Genomic DNA, 13,247 nt, shown 5'->3' with positions numbered 1-13,247 from the left:
AAGTTACTCTTACGTGTCTAACACCGAGTTTTTAGTAAAAACTGGTTTTTATGTACTTACCGACAAAGAAAATGCTTCCTTCTCCTCCTCTCTCTCTCTCTCCCTCTCCCCCTCTCCTCTCCGAACCTTGGATGCAAGTAGAAACGGGCCTAGTTTGTAGGCGTATTTATGTAGATCCAAAGCTAGAAATTTCTCTAAATCCTTGGCATCAGGAACTGGCTGATTTAATGTTAAATGACAAAGAGCGGGAGATTTGGGATAAACTACCAAAAAAAGGGCCAAGACGACGCGATCGCTTATTCGGTCGGATCGCTGCTAAAGATGCTGTACGCCAGTGGGCAAAACAAGTTTTCAACTTGGAAATTGCACCTGTAGATATTGAAATTTTAGCTACAGAATTGGGTAAACCGTTTTTGCGTTGTCCTAGCTTAGAGGTGATGATGCCATTACCGGATATTTCTATTAGTCACAGTCGGGGTTATGTAGTTGCAGCTTTAGGGCGATCGCGTCTTGGTATCGACTTAGAAAGACTGGGAAATATTCGCTTTGAAGATTGGATTGATGCTGCCTTCAGCCCCTCAGAATTGGAATTGCTACCTTCGGGAAATCTCCTGATTGCACTCGGTTTTTGGTGTGCCAAGGAAGCCGCCAGCAAAGCAGTCGGGACAGGATTGCAAGGAGTACCGGGAAAATGGGCGATCGCTTCCTGTTCTCCTGATGGTAAACAAGTAAAAGTAAGTCACAAAGATGAGTGTTTTTCTATCAATATATGGTATGGCGATAATGAAGTTTTAGCTATTTGTCAGTGTTAAGTAAATGGACATAAATAAACGTCACAAAAACCTAACCCTCGACTCCCTTCCCTCATAGGGGAGAGGAAGTCAGATTCTCCCCCTCTCATAGGGGAGGGGCGACATTAAAAAAGCAACAAACCGGGTTTTAAAGAGGCAAAAATCATGCAAGTCACCGAAACAAATATTCACTCCACAATTATCGAGATTCTCCAAGACATGACCCAAGAATGGGAATTAGAATTAGATGGAATTACTGGTAATACAAAGTTAGTAGAAGACCTGAGTTTTGCTTCTGTTGACATCATTCATTTAGTTGTCACTTTGGAAGAGCATTTTAAGCAAAAGTTAGGATTCGATCAGTTACTAATGCGCGGCGGTCGCTATGTAGATGACCTCAGCGTAGACGAAATAGTAACCTTTGTAACACAAAAATTAAACGGGTAAAAATAATGACTCGCACTCTCTTTATTGGACTCGACGGTGCTACCTTCACAGTTCTGGATAATATCATCTCTGATTTGTCAGAAATTGGCGTGACGATGCCTTTTCTGAAACAGTTTATGGAAACAGGAGTACGGGCAAAATTGCGCTCAACTCCCAATCCTTTGACCCCGCCAGCTTGGGTTTCCATTATGACGGGAAGAACTCCGGGAAGTCATGGAGTTTATGACTTCGTGCGCTACGAAGATAAAGGTCAGGATGTTTATTTCACCTTGTATGATTCGCGGGATATTCGTACAGAAACAATCTGGTCAATGGCAAGTCGTCAAAATCGCACTGCTGTAGCTTTAAACTTTCCATTTACAGCCCCACCGCGACCGATTTCCGGTTCTCTCGTTCCTGGTTTTGTCCCTTGGAAACATCTGCGTCGCAACACAACACCGCCTGAATTGTACGACCGACTCAAAGAAATTCCAGATTTCGATCCCAAAGAGTTGGCTTGGGACTTTGAAAAAGAAAATCAAACCCTAACCTATATGAGTACAGATGACCTGGAAAATTGGGTTAAATATCATATTATTCGGGAAGAACAGTGGTTCCGAGTGGCGGAGAAACTGCTAACCGAAGATAGTCCCGATTTGATGGCAGTTTTGTTTGATGGTACCGACAAACTTCAGCACCAAGTTTGGGAATTTCTCGACCCTGGAATATACCCCACACACAACACACCTTGGCAGCAACAAATGCGGAAGTCTTGCTTGGAATATTTCCGTCGCTTAGATGGTTATATTCAGCGACTTGTAGAAATTGCGGGGCCAGATGCTCAAGTTTTTATGGCATCGGATCATGGCTTTACAGCAACTACAGAAGTTGTTCGGATAAATGCCTTTTTGCATGAAAAAGGTTATCTGACTTGGAGAAAAGTGGATAACTCTGAAGCGGAAAAAAGACGGGAAGCAAGCAATTTTGCTAACTTAGATTGGGAAGAAACCTTAGCTTACTGTCCAACTCCTTCTAGCAATGGGATTGCAATTCGTGTTGCTAAAAAGCCGGGACAACCTGGAATAAAACCAGAAGAATATGAAACTTTCCGGGAAAAACTAATTCAAGACTTGGAAAATTTTAAAGACGAGAACACGGGAGAACGGATTATCCAAGCTATCTATAAGCGCGAAGATGTATATTCGGGGGATGCGCTTTTAGAAGCACCCGATTTAACTTTAGTTTTGCGCGATTACGGCTTTGTTTCTATTAACAATGTCTTGCCTCCCGTGGAACCCCGGAAATCACCCCAAGGAACTCATCATCCTGATGGCATTTTCCTGGCGGGAGGGAAAGGTATCAAGGGTGGGTTTGAAGCTGAGCGACATAATGTTGCAGATGTTCCTGCCACTTTGTTGTATAGTTTAGGCTTAGAGATTCCCTCGGATCTGGAGGGATTGGTTGCCAAGAGCTTCTTTACTGACGAGTGTTTGGAGTCAAAACCAGTAGTTACAGGTGCTACAACGGCAAGCGATCGCGCTCCAGAAGTCGATAATCAGTCTGGGAATATTACCGAGGATGAAAAAGATAAAATCCTCGCTCAACTACAAATGCTTGGCTACCTGGAGTAGAAATTGCCTGTCGCTCACCTAAAAACAGTCGATTTAAACTATCTTCAACTCCCTCAAAAGTTGTCCCTCGATTCTCCTTTAAACCCCCGTTATCAAGGGGAGCAGGGGATAGAGGGGGAGCAAGATAGTCGAAACGACATCCCAAGCAACCTAGTTATGGTGCATGGGTTGGCGACAAATTTGGCTTTTTGGTATCATCTGGCACTAGAGCTGAGTGTTACCCATCCGGTGACACTCTTCGATCTGCGCGGACACGGACGAAGTTCCATGCCTGAAAATGGCTATACTCCCCGGCAAATGGCTGAGGATTTAAGGGAATTATTAGATTATTTGGGAATAGAAACCGCTCATTTAATGGCGCACAGCTTTGGCGGTTCTGTCATCCTAGATTTTGCTTGTGCCTATCCAGAACGTGTAAAAAGTTTAATTCTGGTAGATGTACGATTGAGAGTGTTGCAGCCAAGGCAGAGGCTGCGCGACTGGCCCCGCTGGAAGAGGACACAACGAATTTTAAACCGGATTGGTGTTGAACTGGATGAAGACGATCCTGAATCTGGGTATCAAATACTCGAAGCGATCGCGCGATTGCAGCTGAGATTACCAAAAGGGAAACACCGCCTCCGCAGATTATTATCAAAATTGGTGCCAGAAAATAGTCAACGCACTGCATCACGCTGGCTAAAGTTATTAGAAACAACTTCAGCACGGCAGGATTTGAAAAATATTGAAGGTGTTAGTTTAGAGCAATTACAACAAATAAATAAACCTACATTAGCGATTTATGGTGAATCTTCGCCCACAGTTCCAACTGCTAATGCTTTAAGAGAAGTATGGACTCACGCACATTTCGAGTTTGTTCCTCTTGCTGGACATTTTTTTCCAGTATCTCAACCGCAAGCATTAATAGCATCAGTAGAAAGCTTTTTAAAGCAACTTAGTTATTTAGATAATGCCTGTTAGTACCGAAATGAGAATTTTTAATCCAGAACCAAAACCAGGGTTGAAAGAATCCAACTTTCGCAAGATTTGTCAGAACGGTTTTGGAGACTTAAATAATTGCTACGCTCATGCGATCGCGTGGTTCAAAGACCATCTCTATGTTGGGACTTCCCGCGCCAATCTCTGTCTCATCAAAGCCGGAATGCCTCATGTAAAAATTGGCGTTTGGCCTGTTGAGTGTCCCTATCCAGTTTATTCCCCAGAGTTTGAACAAAATCAGGCACGAGGGGAAATCTGGCGCTATAGTCCAGTTTTAGAACAGTGGGAGCGCGTTCATCAAGCTCCGATGGTTATTGGCAGTGAGGGAGATGAAATTAGCCGCGAACTTGGCTATCGGGCGATGGTGGTGTTCCAGGGAGAATCGGACACTGAGCCTGTACTTTATCTGGCGAATTGGTCGCGATCGCGTGGGGAAGGCGCTCTAATTTTACGCAGTGAAGATGGCAAAAACTTTTTCCCTGTATCCCAGCCTGGTTTAATAGGTTTAAAATTCACAAGTACGCGATTGCTGGTACCTTTTAAAGGCAAATTATTTACCGCACCAACAGGTTCTGCTGGAGGTAAACATAATATTTCTGGTGTCCCATTTATTTGTGAAAGTCGCGATCCTGCTAAAGGTGAATGGCAAATAGTAAATGAACCCGGATTTGGAGATCCAAGTAATCAAGCTATTTTCGAGCTAGTCGGATTTGGCGATTATCTATATGCTGGAACCGCCAATAACAATGGTTTTCAAATATGGCGTACTTTGGCAGAAGGAGAACCACCCTATGAATGGACAAAGGTAATCTCAGATGGTGCTGGTCGTGGCAGCTTAAATCAAATCACAGTCAGCATGGTAGTTTTTAATGATGCTTTATATGTAGGCACTGGTATTCAAGGCGGCGGCTACGATCAGCAGAATAAAATAGGGCCAGCCGCTGCTGAAATTATCAGGCTACATCACGATGGCTCCTGGGAACTAATTGTAGGAAATACCCGTGACGGAAAACAGCATCTAAGCGGCTTTTATCCGGGATTTAATAATTATTTCGGTGGCTACATCTGGAAGATGAGTATCCATGATGGTTGGCTTTATGCAGGCACTATGGATTGGACTATCTTCCTGCGCTACACCAATTTTGAGGGTAAAACTCAGAGGCTATTTAGTTTCCTGAAGCGGGTAGGAGTGGAAAATATTATTCAGCATCAAGGCGGCTTTGACCTGTGGCGAACTTACGATGGAGAAAATTGGCTACCAGTCACCCGCCAAGGATTCCAAAATCCATATAACTATGGAGTTCGCAACATCGTTTCTACGCCTCATGGTGTTTTTATCGGCACAGCTAATCCCTTCGGCCCAAAAGTAGCTACGAAGGTAAGTGATGACTGGGAATGGACTTACACAGATAACCCAAATAGTGGTCTTGAGGTGTGGCAAGGAAAATAAAATTAGTCATATCAAATCTGATTAATTATCTACAATTAAGAGGAAACCGAAATTCCACCCCCAACCCCTAGAAAGCAAGTCAACCAGAGAGCCTGAGCCGCAGAGCGGGGTGGGTTCTTTTATTATGGGCAATCAACCAATTTTGATATTATTAGTCATTAATTATTAGTTGGATGCTGGATTAGCTAAATGGCCCATCCTGACATAAATCTCTCTTTGATTATCAGAAAACGACTTTCTGCCATGAAGTAATCTTGTGTTATCTATCATCAAGATATCTCCCTTTTGCCATGCAATCGGGAGAGTCAATTTATCAGTAACCTCCTTGAGTTCAAAAATCACGTCATCAGGAATTTTTAAACCGTCTTCAAACCTAACAATACTCGATTGCAAACCCTGGACGTATTCCTGGGCAATTACTGGCAAGATGTTATTGATGAAAGCTTTATGTTTCCCGCTTTCAGTAATCGCATAAGTAACAAATTCAGTAGTAATTGAGTGGTCTTGTTCATCTACCTTTAGGTATGTATCGTTTTCTTGGCAGATTCTTTTAACTATATTCAAATCATCAGTTTTATATATTTCTTGCCACATGAATTTCTGATAGCTGCGAATATATTTCAACCGTTTTGTGTGAAATAATTCTTTTGTGGAATCACTTAATTTCTGATAAACCTGGATTCCATCACATACTGTTGTTTCACCGCCAGCCAAGGGGGGAGTAGCACAATAAAACCACAGCAGGCTTGGTTTATTTTTGGTATAGTACATTTCCCCATGCAGCGGCACTGCATATCTTAGATTTGCCCCGGTTACTGATAAAACAGTTTTGTCGCCGTTAATTGCCTCTCTTTGGTTATAAGCGCCACCGATATAGGGCATGAATTCTGTGCTGAGTGAGGCGGTGAATTTTTTAAATTGTTCAGTGTCTGTATCAAATCCTCTGAGCAGTAAAAATCCAGAAGATTTGAATAATTTAATAATTTGCTCTTTATCTAAATTACATACATTAGTCTCGCTTTCATGGTATACCATCGAGCCAAAGCTTTCAGAAATAGCCACTGTTTTCATATCCATAACCCCTTATGGTTTATCAGTACAGCCAACAACACGCTTTGTATTTACTTTCCTAACCAAACTTCCAAATCTTGGGTTTTAGGCTTCGATGGATTGTCGGTATTCTGGAGATTTGTTTTACCTAAAACAGTAACTAATCCCAACGGAGTAGTTACTACAGTATAGATTTCTATATCACGGCGATCGCTTAATGGTTCTAGACGGATCGGTTCCCATATTTCACCATCTTCTGTAGCCCAAAGCTGAAAACCACCTTTTCCTTGAGTTCCCACATACAAACAGTCGTTATGAACAGTCATAAACTGGAGCGTACAATTGTGAGAATCATCGAATCCCGCACCCATAACTGATAAGGGAACTTTCAAACCATCGGGAGTAAACTTAGGTGCGCCAACAATCAAATCCCAGCTATCATCGGGATAAATCCGAATGATTTCCGGCGCAGTAATGGGAATATTATTACCTCTGTCGTAACCATTCGCAGGCATTCCAGTGGCAAAATACAAATTGCCTTGGAAAATAACCATAGAAGATATACAGGAGTTAAAGGTATACCCACGTGCACCATCAGAAATAATTTTTTTCCAAGTATAGGGTGTTTCCTCGGTATCCTGAGTTTTCCAGATTTGGCAACCTGTTTCGGGATTTACAGTTCCAGCGTACAGGCAATTGTTGAAAGCCATTATTTGAGAAATGGCTTGATTGTCTAAATTATCGAACCCTGGAAGATTGACTGCTTGCCATTTGCCTGTTGCAGGGTCATTACAAGCACAGATGACGTTTTTTGCCTTATCGTCTGCGGGAAGGGCGTACAGACGATTCTGGAATGGCATGAGGCGACGAAATGACAGGATATGGTTATCTAGCTGGGGTTGAGGGAGGGTATGAAAAGTCTTGCCATCCTCTGAACGTAGAAGTTGCGAACTAGAGGGAGAAAGGAAGCTAATGATTAGCGAAGGTGTTTCCTCCAAGAATGCGATCGCCAACGGTATGCCCGAAGCGCTATTAGCACTCCCAACACCTTTATAATTATTTTCTCCTTCTAATGCTGCTGCATATAATTCTTCCCAACTATCATTTTCTGAATCGTAGCGGAATATTTTCCCATTGTATGATTTTTTACCAGCCTCGCATATTGTCGCTAAGTACAGGCGCTCTTGGAACGCAGCCATCGAACAGGTAGCTATGCTGCCTAGTCCGTTTATATTAACTGGACTAATATTTTTCAACCGCTGGGCGGTCATTAAAGACACCTTAGACATTTCTTTCCTTTCTGGGTTAATAACACGCTACCGATAGCCTAGTTGCTTGGCAAACTTGACAATTTTTTCAACAAATTCTTCATCCAAATTTTCTTTCAATTCACCCTTCTCCAATTCATCTTTAAGAGATGGTTCCCGGACTTTACCTTGACGCAGGCGAGGACTACGCATGAACTTTGTATCATTACCTCCACGCGCTGGAAATGGGCCAATACAAGCATAAGGTGAATCTTCTGGATGCTTCATCGCTTCAATAGCTTTTACGTCAGTCCGTATGCCAAGCCATTCACATATTTGTGGTAAGTACAAATCAGGGTCAGATAATACATCCTCGCCCTTTATCCGCATACACTGTCCCAGAGGGAGTGTATTAGTCAAATTCATAATATTTTTATGCATATTAAACCAATCTTTGAGCGGATCTATTGGCAACCCTGTAGTAGGATCTCTTTTTACTCTTCGTTTTTTATCAAAAAATTCGAGCATTGATGCTCTTGTGGGAATCGGATGGCGAGTTATGTGCAGATAATTAGCTTTTGGGAAAAAAGCATAGATACGCTCAAGAAATTGAGGTTTCATTGCTGTGATTGGACTTTTTTCCACAGCAATTTTAGGGCTGACTTTATCGAGGAGATAGTCGAATAGTTTTTTAGTAGACCAATTTCGTCGTTCATCCAACCATGCTCGTGCTCTAAAAACATTCTGTGTCGTTTGGACTCCATAGTCTAGTTGTGCTAAGGTTCGGAGTAATCCGGGCGGACTTTCCAGGCTTCTTCTATATTCGTGATGACGGATGACCTCGTCCACTGTATCACCCACAGTAAGATGAAGTTCTGGAAAACCATACAGTTCTGGATGCTGACCGATGATAGTGGACACAACTGACGAAAAAGAACGTGGAGGAGAGAGGATAATCAGGGGTTCAGTCATTGCTTGCAGCTTGTAGATTGAGATTTATTACAGCTTGATTTAAACGTATTCTGATGAACAAAAGTGGTGCAGTGCAGTAGTTACAGTATTTTTGTAGTATCGCCTACAGAAGGTATTCGCACAGAAAGTAGGAGATTCACAGGATAAACTAACAGCTAGATTGGACTGAAGTAAATGTCGCTTATTGGTAAGCGCAGATATAGAATTTGACACGTAGCTCAAGTATGCGAGCGCAAAAATTCAATCCTGCTTGGAATCTTCCTGACTTTGTGTACTTGCGTGTAGCCTGCCAATCAGATGCTCCTGAAGTTTATCTAATTCTTCTCGCATTTCTTCAAGTATCGCTCGCATCCAATCATAGCGATACTTGAGATCTTTTCGGCGCTGTTCTATTTCTTCCAGGGGCAGCAAGTTTAGATCGGTTTCTGCACTACCTAACAGCTGCCGCATAGTGCCAACAAAATCATCTGACGAAATGTTTTCTGATTCTATATTGCGCCTGCGTCCTTTCAGGAAAGCCTGTAATGGCAGATCGTTTTGTTCGGGTTCCGGTTGGGGCTGCTGCCTACCCGCCCGTTTGGCTCGTCTAGCTTGCCGTAAACGTAGAAAATTCTCTATCAGTTTGTCTTCTTGCCCAAGTTTTGATGTTTGTGAAGCGTTTTGTTCTAGCTGTATTTTTGCCTGTTTTTTGTCCGCCCGTCTGGCTCGTCTAGCTTCTCGTAAAAGCCGAAGATTCTCTATTTCCTCTATTTGTTTATCGTCTTGCGCCAGTTCCGATTTTTGTAGACTTACATCGGCACCTTCAACTACATCTGCTTGCAGTTCTTGTGAACTCTGGAAGGGTTGCATGACCGAAGGGTCTGGCTCAAGGTTCATTTCTGTTTGCCCTAAGTCAGTGCGTCTTGCTTCTCCACGACGAGTTCGTAGACGTTGTAAAACTTCTTGCCGCTTTTCGTCTGATGTGTTGCGATTTTGATTCATAAAATGAAATATTGTACATATCTGAGCTAGCCAGTTCGCTCTTCAAACATGAGTTTAACCCAGCCTTCAAACTCTAACCCGATTGTCGATGAATTTGGCTCCGCAATTTCTCCTAGAGGATAAATATTTTATCTTACCAGCAGACTTTACGCTAATAGTTTTCGCCCTCACAGCAGAGGTCATCATTATGCCAGTCCCCCAGCCTGTATTTATTCTTGCATCTCCACGTTCCTTCACCTCTCTTAGCTGTGCCATGATAGGACAGCATCCCGAAGCCTATGGGGTGCCGGAACTAAATTTGTTTGTTACTGAAACTCTAGAACAGTTTGTACACCGCATGAGTGGTTTTCGTCGATTTCAGCTGCATGGCTTATTGCGAACTGTCGCTCAACTCTACGCTGGCGAACAAACACTCAATTCGATAGACATGGCTCATCGCTGGATAAGAAGACGTCGCGATTGTAATGTAGGAGAAGTTTACATTGAACTGTGTAGCAAAGTTTCGCCACTGCGAATTATCGATAAAAGCCCTGTGTACGCCGCAAAACTGGAAAATCTAAATCGCATCCGCAAAACTTTTCCAGATGCTTACTACCTTCACCTTACGCGCCATCCTAGAACCCAAGGCCAGTCGCTGATGGATGTTCGTGCTGGTAAACTTATGGCTGTCCTATCTAATTCTGTTGATTATGCAACTAATCCACCTACCGTCGATCCTCAAATCGCTTGGTACAAGATGCAATGCACCATCTTAGATTTTTTGAATGAAATTCCCAACCATCGGAAAATGCACTTACATGGGGAAAGCATTTTAAACGAACCTCGATTATATTTGGAAAAAATATGTCGGTGGTTAGAATTTTCCTGGGATGAATCGATCTTTGAAGCTATGTTACGCCCTCAGGATTCTCCCTATGCTTATTTAGGCCCCTATGGAGCGCACTTGGGCAACGATCCTAACTTTTTGAAGTCTCCAGCTTTTCGCGATCAAACTATAGCACCCAGTCAACTCGAAGGTTCGTTACCGTGGCGTAAAGACCGCAAAGGATTTATGCCTGAAGTGGTGGAGTTAGCTCAAGAAATGGGTTACGAGTAGTTAACATTCCTATGAGTAAATTATCACCATTAGTGTACATAAGTTGGCTACTGCTAGTAACACTCACTCTAGCAACAAGTAAGACAGTTAACGCCCAAACTGAGCCGTCAACAGAAACCGCAAAAGATAATCCCCCCTTTTTTACTCCTCGACTGGGAATTAACTACACCACATCAGGTGCAGGCTTCGATGAGTTTGCCAGCTTTGAGGGTTTTATTCCCCTGTTGCAAAATCCGGGAAATAGCCTCACCTTTTTAGAAGGACAGCTACTCTGGTCAATAAATGATTCCACACTCGGCGGGAACCTATTGCTAGGACATCGATTTTACAGTTCTTCTGACGACAGAATCATCGGCGGCTACATCGCCTACGACAACCGCAACACAGGATTAGCTAATTTCAACCAACTGGGTGCGGGGTTTGAAAGTTTGGGTCAAAACTGGGATGTTCGCGCCAACGTCTACATCCCAGTGGGAGATACCCGCCAACAGGTAAAAGAAGAGATTTTCGACACAGGAGTGGTACTACAAGACACCTTCTTCGCCGGAAATTATTTAAACTTCCATTCCCTGCGATCGCGTCAAATACTGCGCCAATATCAAGTCGCAATGGCAGGATTCGATATCGAGGCGGGTGCTAAAATTGCCCAGTTGGGGGCAACAGGTGACATCCGGGGCTATGCTGGGCTGTACTATTACGATGCACCCGGTAGTGCCGAAATTCTCGGTTGGCGTACTCGCTTAGCTGTTCGTCCGAGCGATACTTTAAGCTTGGGTTTGTCAGTTCAAAATGATGCCACCTTTGGCACCAATCTAGTTTTGAGCCTAGCAGCTTCTTTCCCCGCACGTCGCCTGAAAGATAGCAGTTCCCATCGGGTACTGGCACGGATGAACCAGTCGGTAGCACGCCAAGCCAATATTTTGGTTGATCGACAATCGGAATCTGAGTGGTTAACCGAAAGGTTTACAGTCATTGCAACAAATCCCAAAACTAACAATCCGTATTTTTTCGAGCATGTCAACTTGGGTGCTGGTGGGGGAGATGGCACGTTTGAGCGTCCTTATGGCACACTGCAAGATGCTTTGAATGTGGCCACTGCTGACAATATTGTTTATGTGCAACCGGGCACCAATCTTGGAATTAGCAGTTTTACTGTTCCAGATAGTGTCCAGTTGCTGTCAACAGGTCCAGTGCAGCAACTCGATACGATTCAGCAAGCAAGCGTCCTGCTTCCTCTTTCCGGTGCTTCTGTGCTGCCGCAAGTCAGGGGAACAGTGACGCTGGGTGATAACACCACTATCTCCGGATTCCATGTAGATTCTCCTGGCACTCAAGCTATTAGTGGCAGGAACCTTAGTAATGTGACGATTCGCGACAATCTGGTCACGAATGCGCTGGGTGAAGGCATTTTTCTGGAAAATGCTATCGGCAGAGTTAGAATCATTAATAATACAGTCAAAGGGACAACAAACGGTACTACTGTTCCTATTAGATTTACTGGCAACGTTGAAAGCGGCATCTTTATCCGCAACAATATTGGTCCAGTTGACCTGACAATTTCAGGCAACACAGTGGAAGATAATCCGTCGCCATCCGCCATTGATGGAATCGAAGTCAGCATTTGTCTAAATTTTGAGCCGTGTTCCAGCCCAGTTCAGGGAACAGTTCAGATTTTGAACAACACTATTCGCAACCTGGGCAACTTTAGTGATAGTAGTGGTGGCGTTAGTACTTCTAGTAGTGGTGTTCGTACTGATGGGATTGACATTAACATTGGGAACAATGCTCAAATAGTGCCTCTCACCATCAGCGGCAACACCCTTGATAACATCTCGGATAGTGGCATTACCTTGGCCTTTAATGGCGATAGCCAAGCAATAGCTACTGTTTCCAATAATGTACTTCGTAAAGTTGCAGATCATGGTGTGAGTATCGTTATACAGGGAGCAACGCTAGGTCTCGGCACTATTCCTAGTGTGGACAGTTCTATTCAGGGGACTCCGAAGGTACAAATCACGGTTTCAGCAAACACGATCGATACCACTGGGACTGAAGGTATTAGGTTCAAAACTCATGAAAATTCAGTTTCGACGACAACCATCACCAACAACACAATTTCCAACACCGCAATCGGCATCAACGCTGAATTCAAAGACAGGACGGTTTCGACGACAACCATCACCAAAAACACGATTTCTAACAGTGTCGATAAAGGTATTAATATAGAAACGAAAGACAGTAGCCAGCTGCGAGCCCTAATTGAGTCGAATATGGTTATTAATGTCGGTTCAGATGGAATTCGCATTCTGGATAGAAATAAAGATGCGAGTAATTCTCAAGTTTTTGCTGGTGTCCGGCTCAACGCTTTGACGAGCAACGATTTTAAGGCAATAGTGAGCAATAACGCCAAGCTCTGCTTGCAACTTGGTAGTAACACAAGCAACTCAGACTTTAAACTGACGCAGACCGATTCTTCGACGTTTCAGGTCGAGAACACTTTGCTAGGAACAAATACTGGAACTGTGAATCCGAAAGGCACCTTCATTGATGTGCCACAAGGCGCTTGTGGCTTCCCGTGACAATCCTGTGGCTCAAAGCCTTGGGATTGTCAACTTAGTACCATTC

Annotated in this window: 11 protein-coding genes; 7 read left to right on the top strand and 4 right to left on the bottom strand. The window is 43.5% G+C overall.

Annotated features, from left to right (window positions below; all coding sequences use genetic code 11):
• Nucleotides 1-71: 71 nt before the first annotated feature.
• From H6F74_RS12885 to H6F74_RS12865, 5 genes are all read left to right on the top strand, one after another.
• Nucleotides 72-812: a 4'-phosphopantetheinyl transferase superfamily protein gene (locus H6F74_RS12885; protein WP_206756312.1), complete on the top strand. Its 741-nt coding sequence runs from the start codon at nt 72-74 to the stop codon at nt 810-812.
• Nucleotides 813-956: 144 nt separating this feature from the next.
• Nucleotides 957-1,238: an acyl carrier protein gene (locus H6F74_RS12880; RefSeq protein ID WP_190441550.1), complete on the top strand. Its 282-nt coding sequence runs from the start codon at nt 957-959 to the stop codon at nt 1,236-1,238.
• Between the two features lie 5 nt (nt 1,239-1,243).
• A complete protein-coding gene (locus tag H6F74_RS12875) occupies nt 1,244-2,848 on the top strand; it encodes an alkaline phosphatase family protein (RefSeq protein WP_190441548.1) in 1,605 nt (534 codons plus the stop codon).
• 3 nt (nt 2,849-2,851) lie between these two features.
• Nucleotides 2,852-3,808, top strand: a complete 957-nt coding sequence (locus H6F74_RS12870; protein WP_190441541.1) for an alpha/beta hydrolase — start codon at nt 2,852-2,854, stop codon at nt 3,806-3,808.
• A complete protein-coding gene (locus H6F74_RS12865; protein ID WP_199301165.1) occupies nt 3,798-5,276 on the top strand; it encodes a hypothetical protein in 1,479 nt (492 codons plus the stop codon). Before H6F74_RS12870 ends, H6F74_RS12865 begins: the two co-directional genes overlap by 11 nt.
• Before the next feature lie 165 nt (nt 5,277-5,441).
• On the opposite strand, the gene H6F74_RS12860 is transcribed toward H6F74_RS12865, so the two are convergent.
• The 4 genes from H6F74_RS12860 to H6F74_RS12845 form a co-directional block, all read right to left on the bottom strand.
• Entirely contained in the window at nt 5,442-6,353 is a 912-nt protein-coding gene (locus H6F74_RS12860; protein ID WP_199301164.1) for a TauD/TfdA family dioxygenase, read from the bottom strand.
• Nucleotides 6,354-6,397: 44 nt separating this feature from the next.
• On the bottom strand, nt 6,398-7,615 hold the full coding sequence (locus tag H6F74_RS12855; RefSeq protein ID WP_190441539.1) for a hypothetical protein: 1,218 nt from the start codon (nt 7,613-7,615) through the stop codon (nt 6,398-6,400).
• Between the two features lie 27 nt (nt 7,616-7,642).
• On the bottom strand, nt 7,643-8,545 hold the full coding sequence (locus tag H6F74_RS12850; RefSeq protein ID WP_190441537.1) for a sulfotransferase: 903 nt from the start codon (nt 8,543-8,545) through the stop codon (nt 7,643-7,645).
• 240 nt (nt 8,546-8,785) lie between these two features.
• Nucleotides 8,786-9,526, bottom strand: coding sequence for a hypothetical protein (locus H6F74_RS12845; RefSeq protein WP_190441535.1), 741 nt, complete (start codon nt 9,524-9,526; stop codon nt 8,786-8,788).
• Nucleotides 9,527-9,614: 88 nt separating this feature from the next.
• Here H6F74_RS12845 and H6F74_RS12840 point away from each other — a divergent pair, with 88 nt between their 5' ends.
• Together H6F74_RS12840 and H6F74_RS12835 are read left to right on the top strand one after the other, a co-directional pair.
• Complete coding sequence (locus H6F74_RS12840) at nt 9,615-10,622, top strand: sulfotransferase (RefSeq protein WP_199301163.1); 1,008 nt, start codon at nt 9,615-9,617, stop codon at nt 10,620-10,622.
• An 11-nt stretch (nt 10,623-10,633) separates the two neighbouring features.
• Entirely contained in the window at nt 10,634-13,201 is a 2,568-nt protein-coding gene (locus H6F74_RS12835) for a right-handed parallel beta-helix repeat-containing protein (RefSeq protein WP_190441533.1), read from the top strand.
• The last annotated feature ends 46 nt before the right edge of the window (nt 13,202-13,247 follow it).

Source organism: Trichocoleus sp. FACHB-90 (assembly GCF_014695505.1).
GTDB lineage: Bacteria > Cyanobacteriota > Cyanobacteriia > Cyanobacteriales > FACHB-T130 > Funiculus > Funiculus sociatus.
This window is presented reverse-complemented; position numbering and strand designations above follow the sequence as displayed.